The organism is uncultured Cyclobacterium sp., assembly GCF_963977555.1.
Classification (GTDB): Bacteria; Bacteroidota; Bacteroidia; order Cytophagales; family Cyclobacteriaceae; genus Cyclobacterium.
The window spans coordinates 20,009-44,085 of sequence record NZ_CAXBPD010000001.1; the positions used below are offsets into that span (position 1 = coordinate 20,009).

Here is a 24,077-nt window from a genome sequence, read left to right on the forward strand (position 1 = left end):
ACTTTCGTAATTAGAAATCACAGTAAATGGTTAAGAATAATTAACGGGTTTGCACTTATACTATTGTGCTTCGTAAGCCCACCTCACTTCATTCCATATTTCTTGCCCATCATTTTTTAGTTTTGGACCTGGGGTACTTCTACCATTTTTAATCAGGCTGATCATTTCCTTTTTCAATAAAGAGGCCACCTCTGGGAAATCCTCGATTAAGTTTGTCTGTTCGGCCGGATCTTTAGAAAGGTCAAAAAGCTGCATAATTGGTAAGCTAACAAGCTCCTTGGCCGATCGTGGAGCCGTCCAACCACCTGAACCAGGCCAGGCTATTAGCTTCCAATTGCCTTTTCTAATGGCAAATCTTCCTTCTATAGAATGGTGGATTACAGAAGGTCTTACCTCAGCATCGATGGCACCATTGAGCACTTTTAAAAAACTAAAACTATCTTCACCAGCATTTTTAGGCATTTCCTGATCCAAAATATCTGCTACTGTAGCCATAAAATCTGTTGTGCAAATGATCTGCTCAGTGGTTTTCCCTCCAGCAATTTTAGCTGGCCACTGAACTATAAAAGGGACACGATGCCCTCCTTCATAGATGTCTGCCTTATGCCCTCTAAAACCATCACTAGGATCATGCCCAACCTTGGCCAATTCTGCAAAATTGGCTTTGGGAGAACAGCCATTGTCTGAAGTAAATATCAAGAGTGTATTGTCCAACACACCTTTTCTTTCCAGCTCAGCTACAATTTTACCCACTACATCGTCTACTTGCAAAACAAAATCTCCATACATATTGGTATTGCTTTTCCCCATAAACTCAGTTGTTGGTAAGATGGGGGTATGAGGTGCCGGAAGGGGGAAGTATAAAAAGAATGGTTTCTCTTTATGGGCATTGTCATCAATAAAATCAACAGCCTTTTGAGTTAAATTTGATAAAACCTTAACATGTTCAAAATCAGCTCCAGTAGGACCTTCCCTCCAAAAACCTTTGTCATCCACATTGACGGTCATTTTTTCAGGCAAAGCAGTAACCCTATCATTTTCAATATAGACATAAGGTGGAATGTCCAAAGAACTGCTAAATCCATAAGCAAAGTTAAAACCTACTTGGTTTGGACCATTTTTGATGGGTTGGGTATAATCAACCTCTAAAATGGTATTGAGGTTGTCGATGTTTTCATATTCTTGCTTAAAGGCCCAATCCCAGCCCAGATGCCATTTACCAATAAATCCTGTATGGTATCCTGCACCTTGTAAAAGTTTTCCTACCGTAAATCGATCAGAATCTATCAAAGGAGCCGAAAACCCTCCTAAAACACCACTTTTAAGTGTAGACCTCCAATTGTACCTGCCGGTAATAATTCCATACCTCGTAGGCGTGCATACAGCTGAACTGGTATGTGCATCTGTAAATTTTATCCCATTATTTGCCATTCTATCGATATGAATGGTTTTGATTTTACCCTCTGGATTGTAGCAAGAAGCATCCCCTATGCCCATATCATCAGCTAAAATATAGATGATATTTGGAGATGCATCGGATTGAGCCCATCCAAGACCAATCAAGCAAAAAAGAAAAAATGTTGAAAGAATAGTAGTTTTCATAAACCGGTTAATTATCTGAATAAGTTGCCCTATTAGAGCCAATAATGTAGCAGACTCCTTTTATTGAAGTTATTTTTAAGATAAGTATTAATCAAATGGCATTATACTTTTGAAATCAATGGATTAACTAACTTCATCGAAGAGTCTTTATACCAAGTCTGGCAATTTATTCAAAAATGTTAGAGATAAGGAATAAATCTTTATATTAAGCCTAATTTTTATTATGTCAATTTCCGAAATAAAAAATATAAGGGGCCACACCTAAATTATAACCGAAACAAATTTCTACATTTTGGATGAGACACCTGTGAGCTAAAAAAAAATAAACTTTAAGCGATCTGAACACTATTAATTCTGCGTATATGCTTATTTTAAACGATTATTAATCCATAAAAAATGTCTTACACAAATTAGTTAGAAGGTAAATTCATATTTAAATAATATTATTTTTAATGAAAAATTAAAATAATTATACTAATGTTGTTGTCATATCTGGTTGAAGAACAAAGGAAAAATCAATTTCTCATTGTATTTTAATAGAGGTATGAATGATCATATTATGATTCAATGAGCAACACTTTAACCCTACAATTACTTAAAACATGTTTTTTATGATCAATCCACAAGGAAATGGGAAAAGTATACAACAAAAAACCTAAAATAACCAAAAACATAAATCAACCTTTCTCTTCCATTTTATCAAATTCATCATCCTCTTTTGTTTCATCAATAATTTATCCAAGCGACAAAACTATTGTAGACCAGTTAGAGGAGGTAATAAAAAATTATCCTGAAAATATTGCTTTTGTTTTTGAGGAAGATACCCTTACGTTTCGTGAACTAAATGAAAAATCAAATCAAATAGCATCCTATTTGGTTGAAAGAGGCATTTCCACCGAAAATCTTGTCCCATTTTGTATGGAGAAATCCATAGCTATGATGGTAACAATATTTGGCATTCTAAAAACAGGTGCGGCGTATGTCCCTATCGATCCTAACTACCCTTTTGAACGAATTCAGTTTATCCTTGGTGACATTGGTGCAAACCTGTTACTGGTAAACAATTCATTGAACAAAAAATTAAACATATCCAACACAATAGATCTACTGGAATACGCCTCTTTATCAAGTGAGCCAGTTGAAACATTTATCCCAGAGATCAAGCCCACTCCTGACAACCTTGCTTATGTAATCTATACTTCCGGCTCCACTGGCAATCCAAAAGGAGTAATGGTGCCACACAGGGGTTTGATGGATCATTGTTTTGGCTTGATAGAAAGAGCCAACCTTAAAGATTGTAAATCCTTCGCTATCACAGCTCCCATTGTTTTCGATGCGGGCCATTCACTGATCCATATCGCTATAATTCAAGCAGCCACTACCCACCATTTGTCTGACCATCTAATTTTAGACAGCGATAAATTCACAGCTTACCTTCAGAATCACAAAATAGACTGTTTAAAAATTGTCCCTTCTCTTTGGTTGAGTCACACTGAAGGAGGTTTAATCCCTGTGCCTAAAAGAAAGCTGATCTTTGGTGGTGAAAATTTTCCAGTTTCCATCCTATCAATTCTCAGAAAAAGTAATTTTAAAGGCGATGTTTTTAACCATTACGGTCCAACAGAAACTTCAATCGGTAAATGTATTTATAAGGTAGATCTAAATCGCACCTATAACCAAGTTCCAATTGGTAAGCCGTTTTCTAATACCTTCATCCTACTTTTGAACAGCAACCTTGAAAAGGTGGGTAATGGAGAAGCTGGTGAAATCTATATCGGTGGAGAAGGCATTGCCAGAGGTTACTTAAATCTACCACTCAATACTGCCAAAAGCTTTATTCCAGATTTTATTTCAGGAAAAAATGGTGGGTTTTTGTATCGAACAGGCGATTTAGGTAAATCTTCTGAAGACGGAAACTTACTGTATCAAGGCCGGGTGGATGATCAAGTAAAAATAAATGGATTCCGTATCGAACCTGGAGAAATTGAGGCGACTATCTACCAGTATGAAAGCATTAAACAAATTGCCGTTGTGGCAAAAAGCAATAAGCAAAAAGTGTCTTTAGTTGCTTATTTTGTACTTGAAAAAAGTTGTTTGGAGGAAGATATTAAGCACAAACTTAAATCAAAACTTCCTGCACATATGATCCCTCAGTTTTGGATTCAATTGGAAGAAATGCCTTTGACGGGTAATGGTAAAATTAATAAAAAAGCCTTACCTGAACCAGATTGGACAAGCTCCCTACAGAACAAAAATCCTCCGCAAACAGAAACAGAAAAACTTCTTGTAAGCCTATGGCAAAAATTTCTTGGTTGGGAGAATATAGGTATTTACGATAACTTTATTGACCTGGGAGGTGATTCCTTGCTTGCTATCCGGACCATTGCTGCAATAAAGCAATCACTAGGAAAACGCCTATTGGTAAAGGATTTTTTTAATTCTCCTACCGTATTCGGATTAAGCCAGGTGATTGATGAAATTAATGATGACTTGCATGAAATAACACCTGCTAAAGAAGTAGATTTTATCCCACTTTCCTTTAATCAGGAAGCACTTTGGGTAATTCACAATTCAGTGGGAAGCTTACAATACCATTTGCCTATGGTTTTCGGTATTTCAGGTGATTTAGACATTAAATCTCTAAAATTAGCTTTTAGTGAATTCATAAATCGGCATTTACCTTTAAGAACAGTATTCAAAGCCTCTGAAAAAGGGCTTGAACAAAAATTGCTAGAAGCTGAATCTTGGAGCATTCAGGAAATTATTTCTAATCAGACGGAAGCTGAAATAGTAAAAGACTGGCCATTTAAGTCCATGACAGAAAGGCCTTTTAATATGTCAGAAGATTTTATGATTCGGGCGGCATTGTTTCACATTCAACCAAAAAAATACCTTCTTAGCATTGTTGTTCACCACATCGCCTGGGATGGGTGGTCAACATCTTTATTTAAAAATGAAATAGCTAGTTTATACAATAAAATTAGAAGCGGAGATCAAAAAATTCATCCAATCTCTGTATCAAATTATGCCGATTTTTCTATATACCAAAGAAATCTTTTAGGGAGTAAATTATACAATGACTCTCTAAAATATTGGCAGGATCGGCTTAATGGAACAATACCAATCCCACTTCGAACCGACTACCCAAGAACAGCATTATTTTCACCAGCGGGAGCAACGCATGAATTTGCTATCGATAAGGGCTTAGTTTCAAAATTAAAAAGTCTGGCCATAGAACGAAATGCTACCCTCTTTATGGTATTGCTAGCTGGTTTCAAGGCATTACTTAAAAGGCATAGTGCTCAGGAGGATATTAGTGTAGGTATTCCTGTGGCAGGAAGAGAACATGAAGGACTAGAAGATTTAATTGGCTTCTTTGTAAACTCCCTTCCTATCCGAACCTACGTGGATGGAAATTCCAGCTTTGAGGATTTATTGAATAATGTAAAAACCAATGCATTAGAAGCTTTTGAACACGGGCATGTTCCATTTGCCGAAATAGTAAAACTGTCAGATGACTTTAGAATAACTGGTAGAAATCCTATTTTTCAAGTGCTTTTTGTGATGCAAAACAACGCGTCCTCAGCGCTGATTTTGGACGGAGTGGATACCCAACCATTAAAAACCGCTAATCAAACTTCAAGTTTTGAGTTGACACTTGAGATAAAAGAAGATCAAGATCAGCTAATAGCATCGATGGAATACCAAACGGCCCTTTATAGTTCTTCTACTATTTCCCGAATGTCTGGGCATTATATGGCATTGCTCGAGGCCATTACCCTTAACCCCAAAGAAAAAGTTGACAATTTAAACCTACTCGATGTTAAGGAAAGAAATTTCGTGTTAGCAGCAAACACGGATTTTATACTGCCAGAGGACCTTGCTGAAAAAACCATTTTAAACCTTATAGATGAGCAAGTAAAATTATTCCCGCAACACATTGCTATCAGTTTTAATGGTTATGAGTTGTCCTATTTAGAATTGGATAAACGAGCCAATAAAGTTGCGAATTTTTTATTAAATAGAGGTGTAGGCCGGTATTCTTTAGTCCCAATTTGCCTGGACAATTCAACGGAGATGATCGTTGGATTATTAGGCATAATTAAAACAGGTGCTGCATACATCCCTTTAGACCCCACTTTTCCAAGAGATAGAATTAAATTTATCCTCGATGAAGTAAAGGCCTCTTGGGTTTTAACGGATAGTGACAATGCACCTATTTTCAAAGAAAATTATGCAGACCTATTTATTCTAACTCTAGACAGCGAACTGAATGGATTAATTGATGAAAGTTTTGAAGATCCAGGTATAATTATTAACCCTGATGACCCTGTATACCTTATTTACACATCTGGCACCACTGGCAAACCTAAAGGGGTAATAATTAGTCACAAAGGTTTGTTTTTATCGACTTTTTCAAGAAACAACTATTATCCTGATAATATTTCCATCCTGCTATTGCCCTCTTTTTCTTTTGACTCCTCCATTGCCAGTATTTTTGGGGCTTTGTCTCAGGGGAGCAAAATCGTTTTAGGGAAATCTGAACAACTTAAAGACCCTGTAGAATTAAAAAAATTACTCAGCCTTACGAATTCAATATTGTGTGTCCCTTCATTTTACAGATTTTTACTTACTGAAAGGTTAATTCCGACCAATCAAATTAAGAGAGTGATTCTTGGAGGTGAGAGAGTGGAGCCCTCTTTATTAGCCTTACACTTTGAGTCAAATAAAGGAGCCGACTTATACAACGAATATGGACCGACAGAAGCAACTGTTTGGGCTTCCGTTTGTAAATTGACTTCCCCTAAAGCCCCGATAACTATCGGAAAACCAATTCCTCATATCAAGGTGTATATAGTAGATACCTCAGGTAATCTTTGTCCAGTAGGAATTCCGGGAGAACTGTGTATTTCAGGAGATAGCCTAGCCATTGGCTATTTTAACCATCCAGAAATGACTGCTGCAAGTTTTGTTCCTGACCCATTTTCCAATGGTAGGGATTTGCGGATGTACAAAACGGGGGATAAAGCAAGATTACTCAACGATGGAAGCTTAGAGTATTTAGGAAGGTTGGACAATCAAGTAAAATTAAGAGGTTATAGAATTGAACTAGAAGAAATTGAAACGCTTCTTGAAACATTGGATTTTGTTAAAAAAGCAATCGTTTCTGTTATCGGAGATTCTTCCGAAAACCAAAAATTAGTAGCACACGTCCTTACCAATAAGGAAACAGCCTTCCATTCTGAAGACCTTCAGACGCATAAATTAACCACGCATTTATCGGATAATTTACCTCCGTATATGGTACCGGTCCAATGGCAATTTTTAGATGAAATGCCATTCACCCCCAATGGTAAAATCGACCGAAAAAAACTTTCTCAATTTGAAAGTCGAACGGTCATCAAATCCAATTGGCATAATGCTGATAATGTCATAGCGCAAAAATTACTAATTATTTGGAGGAAATTATTAAACATAGAAAAAATTGGAACTCATGATAATTTCTTTAAAATAGGGGGTAACTCCTTGCTGGCCATTAGACTAATAAACTCGATTAGAGAGGAATTTGATTATGGAATAAAATTTTCAACAATATTCGCTAATCCAACCATAAATCAACTTGCCAATCTAATTGAGAATAATAATGCTGCATCTCGCTCAGAAATAGAAATTAAGAGCGTGCCTCATGTCAAAGAATATCCGCTTTCTTTTAGTCAAGAAAGCATATGGATCACTGACAAATTAGAAGGATCGGTGCATTATCATATTCCCTTATTGTTAAACCTTGAAGGTAAATTGGATGTTGCTTCTCTCGAAAAAGCCCTTCAAGCCACCTATAAGAAGCATGAAATATTACGCACTCAGTTTCATTACAATGGTGAAAAAATTTACCAAAAAGTAAATGGTTTTAAGCCCTGGAATTTGATGCTAAAAGATGCCTCAAAGGAAGTATGGGACAATCTAACCCTTGAGGAATTTATCCAACGACAAATCTCGCTACCATTTGATTTGTCAAACGATGCTATGTTTCGTGCACTCCTAATCCAGAAAGGTCCAACACAAAATACCCTTCTATTAGTGTTTCATCACATTGCCTTTGACGGATGGTCCATAGGCTTAATAATGGAAGAAATTCATTCATTTTATACCCAACAAAAAAATATTGGCACTATAGATTTTGACCCTTTGCCTTTACAATATGGTGATTATGCGATTTGGCAAAGAGCGCAATTACAAGGTGCTGCATTTGATAGTAAAATTGATTATTGGAAGAATAAGCTTAAAGAATTAACTCCCCTTAAAATAACTAATTATAAGGGTGCTATTGATCTTGATGCTACAAATGGCGATACTCAGTCGTTCTTAATACCTACTCAACTCCAAAAATCCGTAGAAGATCTCGCCCATAAAACAGATACAACCATGTACATGGTTTTAATGGCTACTTTTAAAATCTTACTCTACCAATTGTCTCGAAATACTGACATTTGTGTTGGTACTGTAATTGCAGATCGAAATTACCAACATACAGATAAGTTACTGGGATATTTCATAAACACGCTACCCATTAGATCCCAATTAAACCCTGAAAAGAATTTAATTGACTTTCTATGCGAAGTTAAAACCAATTGCCTTGAAGCATTTGATTATCAAGAGGTTCCTTTTGAGAAAATTGTAGCAGCTGTACAACCCGAAAGAAAATTAGGCAATAACCCTATCTTTCAAGTAATGTTTTTACTTCAAAACACTTTTGATGATGAGGCTTGGGAAATCGACGATCTTAAAGTGAAAATGCTCGAAAATAAGCAGAAAAGAGCAAAATTTGATCTATTGTTTACTGTATCTGAAGGAGCTTCAGGTCTTAAAGGATTGATGGAATACAAAACATCACTATTTAATTCAGGAGAAATAGATAAATTAATCGAAAATTACCTCTATCTATTAGAAACGCTACTTCAGAATCCCTTAGCCCCTTTGGAATCTTTATCCAGAAATTTGGAGGTTGAAAAGGAGGAAGAGATTGAGCAATTTGAGGACGAATTCAAAGATGAATTCAGACCTGTTCAGAGGTTGATAGAATCTGCCACTATAAAATACAGTGATAAAGTTGCAATAATTTCTAAAGATAAATATTGCACCTATGAAGAACTGAATGAAACCTCCAACCAATTGGCTGATTTGTTATCTCAGCAGCGTATAGGAAGGAATGATATAGTGGGAATTGTAATGGATCGATCCATAGAAATGATTACAGCCATAATGGCGGTATTGAAAGTTGGTGCTGCCTACCTACCGGTAGATACTGATTTTCCTGATGAGCGGATCAGTTATATGCTCAAGGATGCGGCAAAAGTACATGTAACACATACCAAATACAAAGGGAAATTCAGGTCACAGTCTATAGAGATTCTGTGGGAGGAATTCATAGCAAAGCAGGATAATTTCTCAAAAGAAAACCCATCTCCGAACAATGAAGCCAATGATATGGCTTATATTATTTATACCTCCGGATCTACAGGAAAGCCAAAAGGAGTAATGCTAACCCATGGCAACTTGTATAACTTCCTTAAAACCGTTAGCCATAAACCCGGAATCACTGCCAATAATAAGTTTCTGGCCGTAAGCTCTGCTTCTTTTGACATTGCACTTCTGGAGTTAATATTGCCCTTTGTGCATGGGGCTCAAATTGTAATCCTTGATCAGTTCGAAAGGAAAGATCCTCGAGTAATTTTACAATATTTGACCCAGAATAAAGCAGACATTATGTTCGCCACTCCCACCCATTGGAAAATGCTTTTGGAAAGTGGCTGGAACTCTCCTGTAGAAAAGCTTCAAATAATTAGCGGTGGTGAAGCTTTAAGCAAGGATTTAGCCAGTCGACTATTGCCGCTATGTGATGGGCTCTGGAATATTTATGGCCCTACGGAAACCACGGTTTTCTCCACCATCAAAAAAATAGAAGCCAATCAGCCAATCATTACTATAGGGCGAGAAGTACTGAATACTAAAATTTATCTGCTTGATGAAAATCAAAAGCCAGTACCTAGAGAAACAGAGGGTGAAATCTACATTTCAGGCAAGGGAGTAGCCAAAGGATACCTCAATCAATCAGAATTAACCGACCAAAAATTCACAAAGGATCCATTTCAGAAGGAAACGGAGGATTACATGTATAAAACAGGTGATCGGGCAAAACTTCTAGCAAACGGTGAGATTCAGATTCTAGGGAGAATAGACAATCAAATCAAACTAAGAGGTCATAGAATAGAGCTGGAAGAGATAGAACAAGCACTTAACAAACTTAGCAGGGTCAAAGAAAGTGTAGTACTCTATAGGAATACCTCACGCGATGACAAGGGTTTGGTTGCTTACCTCCTACTTAAGGAAGATTTGGAGGACAAGACTAGCAAAAACATAAGAGTTACAAGCACTCAGGTCAAGAGTTGGAAAAAAGAACTTTCTGTAAATTTGCCAGGCTATATGATGCCATATGATTACGTAGTGGTTGATCATTTCCCGCATACAGCCAGTGGAAAAATTGATCGCCTAAAACTCCCTGATCCTGAGGAAATGGTTTTAGATATTGTTTTACTACCCAATACAGAAAAAGAAAAGATAATAGCGGAAATATGGAAGACGGCTTTAGGCTTAAAAATAATCGATATTACGGATAATTTTTTCGATCTAGGTGGGCATTCACTGATTGCTGTAAAAGTAATGACTCAAATAGAAAAAGAGTTAGGAACACTCCTACCACTCTCAATTTTGTTTAAATACCCAACAATCCAGCAATTAGGATTATTTTTGGAATCAAATTTGGTTTTAAACAAGGAGTGGAAGTCGCTTGTACCTATACAGCCAAAAGGAAAAAAAGACCCAATATACTTAGTGCATGGAGCGGGTTTAAATGTCATGCCATTTCAGACTATTGCAAAATATTTTGATCCTGAGCAACCCATCTACGGCATTCAATCAAAAGGAATGGATGGAGAAAGTCCTCAATACGAATCCATTGAAGAAATAGCTGCTTCTTATATTGACGAAATTATGCAAAACCACCCGCAAGGAAATATAATTTTGGGAGGGTATTCCTTGGGAGGGATTATCGCCTTTGAAATGGCTAAGCAATTAACGGAGACCAATATATCTGTAAAACATCTCTTTTTACTTGACAGTTTTGCAACTTTTGCCAAAAGTAAAAACACACCTAAAAATAAGCTAGCGGCTAAACTTAATCGTGAATTGAATAAAAAATTCTTTGACATTAAATTATTAACCCGACACCCCAATATTTTAAAGGATATAAAATCCAGGTCAATGGGCAAAAAAATCAATGGTTTACTTGTCAAGCTTAGGCTAAAAACTAAAAAATTAGATAGTCCGATTATTGAAAGAATAAATAAAATCAAAGGCATGCATGTGCTTGCTTGCAAAAATTATTCGCCCGGATTTTATGCGGGAGAGATAGTTATGATAAGGGCTAAAATTCGGACAAAATATTTCTTTGATCCCGAATATTTAGGATGGAAAGGCTGCTCCAAATCCATGCGTGTAATCGATGTAGAAGGCATACATTCGGACATGTTTACAGAACCAAATGAAAGTGAATTGGCCGCCATTATAAAACAAGTGATTGAGAGAGGTTAGGGGTGATTGGGTGATGGGTGATCGGGTGATCGAGTGATGGGTGATCTGGTGATCTGTGATAGGTGATCGTACTAAATCATTACATCACCACTACATAAATCCATGAACTGTTTTTAGAATTGGTATCTTCATACGATAATGGAAATGGTGAATTATTAATTGTTAATTGTTAATTAGAGTCTGGACAGAGGTGATAGGGTGAACGAGTGATGGGTGATGGGTAATCGAGTGATGGAGTGATCTGTGATAGGTGATCGCATTGCATCACTACATCACCAGCTTACTAAAACAGAGTTGTGAATTGCTTTCAAATTGGTATCTTCATAGGATAATGGAAATGGTGAATTATTAATTGTTAATTGTTAATTAGGGTCTGGACAGAGGTGATAGGGTGAACGAGTGATGGGTGATGGGTGATGGGTAATCGAGTGATGGAGTGATCTGTGATAGGTGATCGCATTACATCACTACATCACCAGCTTACTAAAACAGAGTTGTAAATTGCTTTCAAATTGGTATCTTCATAGGATAATGGAAATGGTGAATTGTTAATTGTTAATTGTTAATTAGGGTCTGTGATGGAGTGATCTGAGATAGGTGATCGCATTGCATCACTACATCACCAGCTCACTGATCTCTAATCACTAAATCAATTATCCCAGCTCACTCATACATAAATCATTGTCGTAATTATAAAATCAAATATTCCATGCTTCAAATAGCTTCCTTCTTTTTAAGCTTGGCCACCTTGTTTTGTGCAAGCATGCCTGTCCAAGCTCAAAACAATCCTGTAGACCAAGCCATCTCTCAGCATCGAAAAGGTGAACTTATCGTCAATGCCAAGCAAGGAGATAAAGTCATTGTCAAACAGCTTTCCCACGAATTTTGGTTTGGAGCAGCCATTGCCAATGGGCTGGGATCTGGAAATATGTCTCCCGAAGACCTGAGCCAGTACAAGAAATATTTCCTAGAAAACTTTAACAGTGCCGTAACCGAAAATGCACTCAAGTGGGCAAATATGGAAAGGGCAAAAGGTGAGGTCAACCATTTAACGGTAGAAGGAATTCTGGATTGGACAGCGGAAAACGATATCCCTCTGCGGGGACATAATTTATACTGGGGCATAGAAAAATTTGTTCAGCCCTGGATAATGGAGTTGAGTGATGCCGAACTGGAAGCAACCATAAAAGATCGAGCCATTTCCATTGCCCAACGGTACAAAGGCCGCTTTGTAGAATACGACCTGAACAATGAAATGATCCATGGCAATTATTATGAAGATCGTTTGGGACCGGACATAACCGCTAAAATGGCCAAATGGGTGCTTGAGGGAGATCCTGAGGCTCAGCTTTATCTCAATGATTATGATATCCTAACAGGAAATCGATTGGCGGACTATTTGGCCCAAATAAGGGAGCTCCTGGCCCAAAATGTTCCGATTGCTGGGATTGGTGTTCAAGGTCACTTGCATGGCAGCACCTTTGACAGAAAGGAACTGAAACGAAGCCTGGACTCCCTGGCGCAATTTGGCCTCCCCATTCGAGTCACCGAGTTCAATATGCCGGGCCAGCGTTCCAAATTCCATAAAGACACGCAGCTCGAAATGAGTCCTGAAGAAGAACAGCAAAATGCCATTGAATTGGTGGATTACTATCGTATTTGTTTTGCCCATCCGGCTGTTGAGGGAATCCTTATGTGGGGATTTTGGGAAGGAGCCAATTGGATCCCCGCCTCCTCATTATATACTCGAGACTGGCAAGCCAAGCCTGCAGCAAAAGCTTACCAAGAATTGATCTTTGGTACTTGGTGGTCAGAATTAGAAGGAATTGTTAATAGTGAAGGCCGACTTTCTATGTCAGCATTTTATGGGAAATACATGATAGAGGTGAATGGTAAAACAATTGAAATTTCACACAAAAAAGGAAATGGAGAAACTACGGTTGATTTCTCCAATCTTTGATAAATTTATTGATAATCATTTCCTATCAAACTCTCTAAGACGGACTGTTGCCAATCATATAAGGTTTTTTCCATGTTTTCGGCTATTTCCGGGTGCTCGGATAAAATGTTATTTTCCTCTGCCGGATCTGCATCGATATCAAATAATTCCTTTTCGGCTTCCATTCCTGTGCCTCCATGGATCACCAATTTATATTGGTTGCCCAATAAGGTTCTAGGGCCTGAAAAATCCTGTTCTTGGATATCAGGATGTTTAAAATTTTTAAAGTTTCTAGTAGGTATACCGTTTGACAATTTCACCAAAGGAGTGGTACCTTTTTGTAATTCAGGGTCTATATAATCTACCAAACCCTTACCATTATTCCTTGGCCTGCCATTCCAAAAAGCAATGGGCTCGGGCCTAACATCCATTTCCCCAACCAACAATGGTAAAAGGCTTATGCCATCAATCGGACGATCAGGAAGTTCTTGGCCGGTAATTTCACTAAGTGTAGGAAATACATCACTGGAAACACCGTGCACATCCGTTATTAATGGCATTGGCACTTTAGAAGGCCATTCCAATACAGAAGGCACCCTTACCCCTCCTTCATATACCCTTCCTTTTTGACCTCTGAAAGGAACAGTTGCATTTCCCTCCTGAGGTGTTCCGTTGTCTCCAAAGTACCATAGCAAGGTATTGTCTCGAATTCCTTCCCCATCAAGATAAGATCTTAATTGCCCAATAGATCTATCCATGGCTGTGATTTCAGCAAACCTTTCTCTCAGCACATCACGTTGCAGTCGTTCTACAGGCCCGCCCGTCTCATTAGAAGTCAACCGCACCATTCGGTTTCCGAAATCTTCCGGCAAACTATCGTACAAGGCCAGATCCTTAGGTTTGGCACTGTAAGGCTCATGAGGTGAACCGTACCAGATCACGATAAAAAAGGGTTGGTTTTTCCCCTTAGACCTTTCTATAAAATCGATGGCTTCTGCAATTAATATCTCAGAGCTTTCCCCTTCAAAAATCACTGGGTCAGCTCCATTTCTTGATAAATGAGGATTCATTTCAAAAAAATTGTCGTGAGACAGGTATTCATCAAAACCAAAATGCTTTGGGTTAGTTGGTGAGTCATCTTTGACAGGTCCAAGATGCCATTTTCCTAAGTGGGAAGTCACATATCCCGCCTCTTGCATACTTTCAGCAATACTTATTTCCTCTGGCCGTATGGAAAAACCCGGCGTAAAAGTACCATACCTATTGGGATGCCTTCCTGTGATTATACTTCCACGAGTTGGGGAACATACAGGGGATGCCGAATAAAATCGATCCATCCGGACACCATTTTCTGCCATTTCATCAAGGACAGGGGTATGGAGATAAGGATGGCCATTGTAGCCCGTTTCGTCCCAACCGTGGTCATCACCTAGGAGAAGGATTACATTGGGAAGATTATCAGTCATTACCTCCACCTTCTTTTCATCACAAGAAAAGATTAAGACAAAAGCCATTACCATTAATAAATAGCTTTTATGGCTGAAATTATTTTGGTTATCCATTTATTTTAATGTTTAAGGTGTCTCATTTTTTCTCGGTAAATCATTGTTCCGAATAGCTACTAATTTCTTTTGAACCTCCTCCTTTAACTGAGAAACAGTCTCTTGGTAGGCTGGGAAGGTGGCCAGGTTATTAAACTGTTTCGGATCATGCTCCATGTCAAACAACTCTATACCAGCAGCGCCATCTTCACCATATAGCGTAAAAGCCCATTTTTCATTCCTTAGGAGAAAGGCATGATTTCCTCTCCATGTATTAACTGAAAAAGCCATGTCTCTGGTTTTTATTGTAGGATTTTTTAATGTTGGCACAAAACTAATCCCCTGAATGGCGTCTTTTACCTGCAAACCTGCCAATTCAGCAATAGTAGGATACAAATCTATCAGCTCCACAAAGCCATTCGCAACCTGTGGTTTTTGTCCGGGAATTTTAACGATCAATGGCACCCTTACAGATTCTTCTTTCAAGCTCACTTTCATCCAAAAATCATGTTCACCCAAGTGGAAACCATGATCAGAAGTGAAAATTACAATGGTATTGTCTTCAAGCCCTTCTTCCTTTAAGGTGTTAAGAATTTTTCCCACCTGTGCATCCATATAGCTAACAGAAGCGTAATAAGCTGCTATGGCTTTCTTCTGCTGTTCTTCTGTCATTTTTGCATTGAGCGTAGTAACATAATTTATTCCTCCAGCAGGAATATCATCCCAATCACCTTTGACTTTTGGCGGAAGAACAACTTGCTCATAGGGAAACCTGTCGAAATATGGTTTTGGGGCAACAAATGGCACGTGTGGTCTGACCAATCCAACGGCTAAAAAGAATGGCTCGCCTTTGTGGGCCCGAATCATGGCAGAAGCTTTTGCTGCAGTTTTACCATCTGAATGTACCAAATCATCCCCATCTGCTTTCACGATGGTCATCACATTCCCTCCTTTTCTTGGTAGTAATCCAAATGGATTGTTTTGTACCAATTCTGCTTCCCCATCTGCTGTCCATTCTGGACCCTGACTGTTATACCTTTCATTCCAGGAAGCTTCATCATCAGTACCATTGGAACCTTTCTCGATGTCTATGGGAACGCCCATATGATAAATCTTGCTCACCCTGGCCGTAAACCAACCATTTTCTTTGAACAGTTGAGGCCACATTTTTTTATCCGGCCCAATGTTTTCTCTCCCACTCACGTACCCATATGTACCTGTAGCGTGAGGATAGTACCCAGACATCATAGAGGCTCTCGAAGGTCCACAAACCGGATACTGACAATAAGCCCTGGTAAACCTCGTCCCCTCCTCTGCCAACCGATCGATATTTGGGGTATAACCGGCTGAATTTTCATAGGAAGAAACTGCCGTTGTCGTAAGGTCATCAGAAATAATAAAAAGAATGTTTGGTTTTTTTGCCTGTTGCGCGAGGGAGGTCATTGGCATAAGCAAGCCAATCAAACAAATACCAAAAGCGAATAATAAGGTTACAAAAGGGGTTTTCATGAAAATGATCTAGTTTAAATTATTGTGCATCAGATTACTTTTTTCTCTCTCTAAGTCACTCTTTATCTCCGCATCAGTTAATTTAAATGGTTCTTCTAGTTTCTTAACCAGATCAGGTCTTGTTTCTGCCAAGTCCTTGGATTCTGAGATATCTTCAGTGATGTTAAATAATTTCCAAGGCTCAGAATTACTTTCCCTTAGGATTTTATAGTCACCCCAAATTAAAGCCTCTTGCCCGTTGTATTTAAAAAACATGGAGGCGTGGGGAGAATGAGAAGTCTTACCTGTCAACACTGGCAATGGGTTTTTGCCGTCGTAATACCTGTCTTGCGGTAATTCAGCTGCCGATAAATTAGCTGCCGCCTGCATCAAATCCAAAGACCAAAGTCGGGTATTTATGGTTGAATTGGCCTTAACCTTACCGGGCCACCTTACCAAAGCCGGCACACGAATTCCACCTTCCCAAAGGGTCACTCCTGCTCCACTCAAAGGTGCATTGGACTGTATGTCTAAATAAGGATAAAAAGCTCCATTGTCAGAATAGAAAAACACAAAAGTATTGTCTGCAATTCCAAGTTCGTCCAATGAATCCATTAACCTACCAACTGCCATATCAATAGCGGTTACAATGACATTGAATCTCTTTTTGGGGTCCTTCTCATCAGGGCTTAAGCCATAAGGCTTAAAAGCATAGTCTGGGGCTTTCCATATATTCTCTTCCCCAGGTGCTATGTTTCTGTCTCCCGGATGATGTGGTGCATCAAATGGGAGATACACCATCCAAGGTTTCTTTTTGTTCGTTTTTTCATTAATAAAATCAATGGCAGCATTGGCAAACAGGTCTGTACTGTATTCACCATGCCTATTGATTGAAGTAGTATTGTGGTAAAGGTCATGTCTACCGGCATAAACATGGGAAAAGTGGTCTACATTTCCGGAAGCAATTCCCAAAAACTCATCAAAACCTCTCTCAGTTGGCCTTGAGCCTGGAGCAAAGCCAATGTTCCATTTTCCAAATGCCCCAGTTTGATAATCATAGGGACTGTTTTTAACTACTTTGGGGATAATAATTTCGGTCTGTGGAAGACCTATCCCATAATTCCCTGCCAATCCTCCAAGCTGGTAATCCAATTTATTTCTTTGGGGTATTCTTCCGGTAAGCAAACTAGCTCTAGAGGCTGTACATGTAGGAGAACCGGTATAGAAATCAGTCAAAATAGCCCCTTGTTTGGCTAATTTATTCAAATTAGGAGTCAATATTGGTGAAGCCTCATTCATGAAACTAAAATCCCCATAGCCTACATTGTCTACAGTAATGATAAGGATATTTGGAGGAGAAGTTGAATTGGGACTTTGTCTTCCATATGAAGAAATACTACTTAGAAAACAAGCTCCTAATAGAACTAAAACAATACTATTAAATTTAATATGAGGTCTTTGCATTCGGTATAATTGTGATTAAAACAAGTGGTGGAATTAAGTGATATTACCAAATTATTCTTTTTGGTAACTGATATTAGGCAAAATTCCTGAAGCCTACAAGAGTAAACTATTTAAGGCAATTATTTTATACCATGACAGGTTTTATAGGCTATCAATGGTAAATATTTATTAATGAGAATTTGCGTATTTTCGCTAATAACTCAATAATCACAAAAGTAAATTTTCCATATTATATTTTTATCCAAAAGAAATAAGCACTCCCAGAAAAACTGGGAGTGCCTATCATTACCAACCTGTATTTTGAGTCAATGCTGAATTCAACTCTCTTTCTCTATTAGGAATAGGCCATAGATAATCCCTTTCAGGATCAAAGGACCTATCAAAACCATCCAGTGAAATTTGAATCAAATTGCCATCACCATCTCCATATTGCATCCCAAGGGGAACACCGGGCATCACATCTTCAGCAATTTTCCATCTTCGAATATCAAATAAGCGGAATCCTTCAAATGCCAACTCAATCTGGCGCTCATTTCTGACAATGGAGCGCAAACTTTCTTGAGTTGAAGCTTGTTCAGATGTTACTGAAGGTAGCATAACGCTTTCTCTTTGTCTCACCTCATTTATTGCAGCATAAACGGTTTCATCCAACTCACCCAGCTCTATTTTAGCCTCTGCATAAGTCAGTAATACTTCTGCATAACGAATTAACATGATATTTAAACCTGAGTTTGAAGGATTACTATAATCTGCAGCATCCACATACTTTCTCACATTAAAACCCGAAGCAGTAGAATAGACAGTTATTTGAACTGCATCAGAGCCATCTGTGCCGGGAATTGTTCCATAAGTCCCACCATCAGGCAAAGGAGTAATTCCGGTTAAGAATACAGATTGAGCCAACCTTGGGTCTCTGTTTTCATGAGGATTGTATGGATCATAGCCACTTTCCGGATCATCTATAGGCAATCCATTGGCCATTGGATAAGCATCAATGATGGCTTTGGTGGGTACATACAAACTCCCACTACTTCCTGAAGTTTGACTCCATGGCGCTACGCTCGAATAAATATTATGTGCGTTTACATCCACTGCAAATTCTCTAGCGAGAATAACCTCAGAATTGTTTTCTCCTTCATACTGAAACAGGTTAAAATAGTCAGGGTATAAACTAAAGACGCCGCTATCCATAATTTCTTTGGCGGCTTGTGCAGCTTCATTATACTTCCCGGCATAAAGCATTGCTCTGGCTTTAAGTGCCAAGGCTGCCCCTTTCCCTATCCTACCATTGTTTTCATAAGGCAACCAATCTGCTGCCTGGGTAAGTTCTTCTTCTATAAAGTCCCAAATCTCAGCAATTGGTGTCCTGGTAATCGTACGCCCTTCTTCTATGTCTATGCCCGAAGTAATCAATGGAACATCCCCATACAACATAATCAATTTAAGGTAAATGTATGCCCTGAGTGTCATTACTTCGCCCTTATACCTATTGATAGCTTCTTGGTCATCTTCTTCCACCAGGTCTATATTGTCCATAAAATCATTGGCTCTTCGTATACCTTGGTAGGCATTTTGCCATTCGGAGTAAAATTTACCAGAAGCAATGGTGCCAAATCCTCTTTGTACATCTGTATTTGAATTGAAAGGATGGTTGGTCATCAATTGATCTGTTATTCCATCATAATAGAAAATATTAGTTCCATCTAGTGCCGGATAAACAGCATTTGATGCATATTCTAAATCTTCGAGTGTTTTCCAAAAGATCTCTTTTGAAATCCTATCGTTTGGAATTGTTTCTAATAAATCTTCTTGACATGCCACCAATGAAAAGATGGTTAAGCACAGCAATATATATATAAAATTTTTCATGTTTTCAGCTATTAAATATTAAAACCTAACGTTTGCTCCAAGGGAATACATGCTTACTTGTGGGTAATACTGTCCCCTTCCTGAAGGTATCTCAGGATCCAAATCCCATCTATTTAACTCAGAAAAAGTCAACAAATTGGTAGCCCCAAGAAAAACACGAATACTGTTTACTGAGACTTTTTCTAAAATTGATTCAGGCAGTGTATATCCTAAAACTACATTCTTCAATCTTAGGTAAGAAGCATCAATCAACTGCGAATCTGAGGTTTGAAAATTCCTAGGATCCCCTTTGATTGGTCTTGGAAACTCTGCATCTGGATTTTCCGGTGTCCAATAGTTATCCGTATAAATCGCATGGGTAAAAGTTTCATAAGTAGCAATTTGCTGAAAAGCACCATCTAGTCTGGTCTTATGTCCTGCAGCTCCTTGAAATTGGTAAAACAAATCAAAATTACCATAGGTAAAAGTACCGTTCATACCAAAATCAAATTTAGGGAAAGATAAGCCCAGGTATTGATGGTCATTTTCATTGATAATTCCATCTTCATTTACATCTACATACTTAACATCTCCGGGAGCACTATTGGGTCTAAGTGTAGGATAATTATCTACCTCTTCCTGTGTTTGAAATACTCCATCTGTAATATAACCCCAGTGAGAGTTGATAGGCATTCCCTCTTGAATTATAAATCGTGGAGCTGTAGTACCTCCTGAAATATAGGGGCCGGAATTCACGAGATCTTTTACCTCATTTTTGTTTTGACTAAAATTGAGCCCAAGATCATAACTTAATTTATTACCACCACGGAAATTCAACCCAATTTCATAGCCTCTGTTATTTACCACTCCTGCATTCTGCACCGGTGCTCCTAAACCAATTAAGGCAGGGATCGGTAACTGAAGCAATATTCCATCGGTGGTTTTATCATAATAGTCGAAGGTCAAAGAAACCCTGTCTTCTAACATTCCCATGTCAAAACCTACATTGGTTTGGTAGGTAGTTTCCCATGTCAAATTTTGATTGGCTAAATTGGTTTGGGTAAAACCTTGTACCGGAGATTCATTGAAAGAATAATTGATCGCACTTAGGGTTTCATAGAATGAATATAATCCTACTGCTTGATTACCTGTCCCACCATACGATCCTCTTAACTTAAATTCATTGATCACATCTTTCCATTCAGACCAAAACGATTCTTCAGAAAGTCTCCAGCCTGCAGAAAAAGAAGGGAAAAAACTGTACCTGTTGTCTTTATTAAATCGGGAAGAACCATCATATCTGGCATTAACTTCAAAGAAATACCGGTCATTGTAATTGTAATTTAATCTGGCAAAATAGGACCTTAAACCCCACTCACTATCAACTCCGGTAGCATCTCGATTTTCATTTGAACCTTGACTCAAGGACTGTACATCGTTGTTATAGAATTCTTGTCGATAACCTGTAATGTAATTGGTCTCATGCTCAATGGTGGAATACCCCAGTAATCCGGTGAATTTATGATTATCCAAAACCTTGTTGTAGGTCAAAAGACTGTTTAAGGTTCCTTCACGAGTATTGGACCTGTATTCCCTCAAGCTGTTGAAAGCACGCTGGGCAACTCTTCCAGTTAATGGATCCTCATTCCTGTATTTATTTAAGAAAGTTTTCACTTGAACATGGGTGTTTCTTACTGCATACTGGGTAGAAAAATTTAACCCTGGTAAGATCTCATATTCAAATTTCACACTACCCGTTAAGTAATCATTGATCGTCCTGCTATCCCCTGTTAATTCCGCAAATAACAGCGGATTATTGACTTGAGGCCCTAAGCCATATTCACCTGATTCATACTTAGGCCATGAAAATTTACTTGCGTGTAACATGTACTGAAAAACCAATGACTCCCCATTTCCAGCAACAGACCTACCTGCGGGCTGTAGTGATTCTTTGGTTCGGTAATTCAAATCCCCTGAAAACTTAATTTTTTCAGAAGCTTTAAGGTCCAGATTCATTCTGAATTCATTCAGTTTATCACTAAAATTCGGTGCTACCCCATCAATTGCCTGGTGCCTAACACTAAATCTACCTGAAAAGTCTTCTCCACCACCACTTACAGAGAGGGTATGGTTTTGCTGTGGAGCTGTTTTTAACATGCCAAGTTCGTCTTTTCTCCAGTAAGGAAAAGGAAGGGGATACTCTGGACTCGGTGCATTGGCTACATAATTGGCAATGTACTCATCCGTATAAGGAATGCTTCTTCCGGCATTGGCATAAGCATCATTTTCTAGGTAAAAATAGCTCTCTAAATCCATATGTTCCGGTCGGTTGGTTACCTCCTGCAGGGCAAAGTACCCATCATAACTCACCGCAATTTTTCCTTCTGAACCACGCTTGGTAGTAACCAAAATAACGCCATTTGCCGCTCTTGACCCATAGATTGCAGCAGAAGAAGCATCTTTTAGTACAGTCACAGAAGCGATATCATTCGGATTGATATCATTGAGCCTTTGCTCAATCCCATCTACAATTATCAAGGGGTTATTGTTGCCAAGGGTAGTGATTCCCCGAATTCGGATATTAATATTACTGTTGCCCGGTCTGCCACCTTGATCTACCACAGTAACTCCCGGAGCAAGTCCTTGTAAGGATTGTTGAAAATCGGCTACCGGTCTCCTTTCTAGTTTTTCACCGTCTACTTGTGCCAAAGAGTTGGTAACAGATAATTTCTCTTGAACACCATATCCTACCACTACTACTTCATCAAGAGAAGTCTGATCTTCTTCCAAAACGATGGAAAGTTGGGTCTGTGAGCCGGGTACAATACGCTGAGATTCATAACCTATAAAACTAATGAGAAGGGCTTTGCCTTCCGGAACATCAATGCTAAAATTCCCATCTAGATCAGACACTGTTCCTACGGTAGTTCCTTCTACAACTACAGTGGCTCCCGGTATGGGAGCTCCATTGACATCTTTGACCACTCCCTTAATTGGAGCCATTAATTCTACCTCTTCTTCAGGCGAAATTTTGGATTCAGGCATTTTACCAACATAGATGGTATTGTTTACCTGTTTAAATTTGAGTGCTGTTTTGGCTGAAATTTCATAGAGAATTTCATAGACAGACTTTCTGCCAGGCTTTAAAACAATCTTGCTGTCAGCGTTCAGCTGATCATCTGCAAAAACTAACCTGTACTCAGTCTGATTTTCAACCAAATCGATAATTTTTAATATTTGCCATTCTGATTGGTCAACCTGGAGGTAAGTTTCATCTATTGGCTTAATTTGTGCATTTGTATCATTCGCAAGTAAGGTACTTAGGAAGATCACCTGCAACAGCAAACCATATAAGATATGACGTGATACCATTTTAATTAGGTGAAGTATTTTTGTTTTCATATTTTAGTATGTTTTTATAGGATAAAATTTTATAAGAACGGACAGGGTAAACCCGGACATTTGGCGATGGAGGGTTTATCCTGTAATTATTTATCTCATAGGCTAATTTGAATTAAGTCTGACATTTTTATTCTCAATTTTGTGATTGAAGTTCAATGTAAAGCCCAAACCGGAAAGCAAATTATCAAGGTTATCATTTTGAAAGGTACCCGAAACAGTCCTGTCTATGTTGATATTTTTATCTGTATCAAATTTCACCCCATACCAATCCTCTAGTTGCTGAAGAACGGCTTTAAGCTTTTTCTTTTGAAACTTTATTTGCCCGTCTTTCCATGCAATTTCACTGGCATTTTTAAAGGGTTTTACTGTCAATTTCTCGGAATTATTTATCCCATGTTCAACCATTTCTCCCGGCAATAAGAAGGCCTCATTAGTGGCATTTTTGACCTTGACCTTACCTTCAATTAAAGCTACTTTAGTACCTGTTGGCTTGTTGCTGATATTAAAGCTTGTCCCCAATACCTCCGTAGTTAATTCTCCTGCAAAAACAATAAAAGGGCTTTCCAAATCCTGGTGCACTTCGAAAAATGCCTCTCCTTCCAAATAGACCTCTCTGAATTGCTTATTGAATGTAGAAGGAAATTTGATATTGGAATTACTGTTTACTAACACTTTGCTTTCATCAGGAAGGATGAGATATAACTTCTCACCAGAAGGAACAGATTTCTCGATCCATTCTGTTAGAACAACTTCCTCCTGAGTTTTGGAGCTATTTTCCAAAATTACTTTTGCAGATAAAAATAGAAAACCTGCCAATATCAACCATACTGCTGCAGATTTTAATAGTGGATACCTATTCCGGTCAATTGTAATTTCAGATTTATTACCTGTCTTCTGTTCTATTTTACTCCAGAGGTCATTTTTAATATTATCAGAATAGATGGTATGTGCAGATTCTTTCCAAGATGCCTCAAATATCTTATTGATTTCCTTTTCAGAATTATTATTCTCAAGCCATTTACCTACCTCTATTTCTTCCTTTTTAGGAGATAAACCATTTAGGTAACGTCTTAATTTTTCTTTGTCCAATTTTTTAGCCTTTTTTTATAATACACTGGCAAAGTAGAAATCACGTGCTTTTCAAT

At 38.3% G+C, this 24,077-nt stretch carries 9 protein-coding genes; 2 read left to right on the top strand and 7 right to left on the bottom strand.

Features of this window, described 5'->3' with window-relative positions; genetic code table 11:
• Positions 1-60: 60 nt before the first annotated feature.
• On the bottom strand, positions 61-1,602 hold the full coding sequence (locus tag AAC073_RS00060) for an arylsulfatase (RefSeq protein WP_339921775.1): 1,542 nt from the start codon (positions 1,600-1,602) through the stop codon (positions 61-63).
• A gap of 630 nt (positions 1,603-2,232) precedes the next feature.
• Here AAC073_RS00060 and AAC073_RS00065 point away from each other — a divergent pair.
• Together AAC073_RS00065 and AAC073_RS00070 are read left to right on the top strand one after the other, a co-directional pair.
• Positions 2,233-11,250, top strand: a complete 9,018-nt coding sequence (locus tag AAC073_RS00065) for an amino acid adenylation domain-containing protein (RefSeq protein WP_339921776.1) — start codon at positions 2,233-2,235, stop codon at positions 11,248-11,250.
• 709 nt (positions 11,251-11,959) lie between these two features.
• Positions 11,960-13,210, top strand: coding sequence for an endo-1,4-beta-xylanase (locus tag AAC073_RS00070; RefSeq protein WP_339921777.1), 1,251 nt, complete (start codon positions 11,960-11,962; stop codon positions 13,208-13,210).
• A 5-nt stretch (positions 13,211-13,215) separates the two neighbouring features.
• Here AAC073_RS00070 and AAC073_RS00075 read toward each other — a convergent pair whose 3' ends face one another.
• From AAC073_RS00075 to AAC073_RS00100, 6 genes are all read right to left on the bottom strand, one after another.
• Positions 13,216-14,751, bottom strand: a complete 1,536-nt coding sequence (locus tag AAC073_RS00075; RefSeq protein ID WP_339921779.1) for a sulfatase-like hydrolase/transferase — start codon at positions 14,749-14,751, stop codon at positions 13,216-13,218.
• A gap of 12 nt (positions 14,752-14,763) precedes the next feature.
• Positions 14,764-16,239: a sulfatase gene (locus AAC073_RS00080; protein ID WP_339921780.1), complete on the bottom strand. Its 1,476-nt coding sequence runs from the start codon at positions 16,237-16,239 to the stop codon at positions 14,764-14,766.
• Between the two features lie 9 nt (positions 16,240-16,248).
• A complete protein-coding gene (locus tag AAC073_RS00085) occupies positions 16,249-17,682 on the bottom strand; it encodes a sulfatase-like hydrolase/transferase (protein ID WP_339921781.1) in 1,434 nt (477 codons plus the stop codon).
• A gap of 285 nt (positions 17,683-17,967) precedes the next feature.
• On the bottom strand, positions 17,968-19,551 hold the full coding sequence (locus tag AAC073_RS00090) for a RagB/SusD family nutrient uptake outer membrane protein (protein ID WP_339921782.1): 1,584 nt from the start codon (positions 19,549-19,551) through the stop codon (positions 17,968-17,970).
• Between the two features lie 18 nt (positions 19,552-19,569).
• On the bottom strand, positions 19,570-22,932 hold the full coding sequence (locus AAC073_RS00095; protein WP_339921783.1) for a TonB-dependent receptor: 3,363 nt from the start codon (positions 22,930-22,932) through the stop codon (positions 19,570-19,572).
• A 102-nt stretch (positions 22,933-23,034) separates the two neighbouring features.
• A complete protein-coding gene (locus tag AAC073_RS00100) occupies positions 23,035-24,021 on the bottom strand; it encodes a FecR domain-containing protein (RefSeq protein ID WP_339921784.1) in 987 nt (328 codons plus the stop codon).
• Between the last annotated feature and the right edge of the window lie 56 nt (positions 24,022-24,077).

Bases quoted from the DNA above. Each gene is read 5' to 3' on its own strand.
- AAC073_RS00060 (WP_339921775.1), bottom strand. From the start codon at position 1,602: ATGAAAACTACTATTCTTTCAACATTTTTTCTTTTTTGCTTGATTGGT.
- AAC073_RS00065 (WP_339921776.1), top strand. From the start codon at position 2,233: ATGGGAAAAGTATACAACAAAAAACCTAAAATAACCAAAAACATAAAT.
- AAC073_RS00070 (WP_339921777.1), top strand. From the start codon at position 11,960: ATGCTTCAAATAGCTTCCTTCTTTTTAAGCTTGGCCACCTTGTTTTGT.
- AAC073_RS00075 (WP_339921779.1), bottom strand. From the start codon at position 14,751: ATGGATAACCAAAATAATTTCAGCCATAAAAGCTATTTATTAATGGTA.
- AAC073_RS00080 (WP_339921780.1), bottom strand. From the start codon at position 16,239: ATGAAAACCCCTTTTGTAACCTTATTATTCGCTTTTGGTATTTGTTTG.
- AAC073_RS00085 (WP_339921781.1), bottom strand. From the start codon at position 17,682: ATGCAAAGACCTCATATTAAATTTAATAGTATTGTTTTAGTTCTATTA.
- AAC073_RS00090 (WP_339921782.1), bottom strand. From the start codon at position 19,551: ATGAAAAATTTTATATATATATTGCTGTGCTTAACCATCTTTTCATTG.
- AAC073_RS00095 (WP_339921783.1), bottom strand. From the start codon at position 22,932: ATGAAAACAAAAATACTTCACCTAATTAAAATGGTATCACGTCATATC.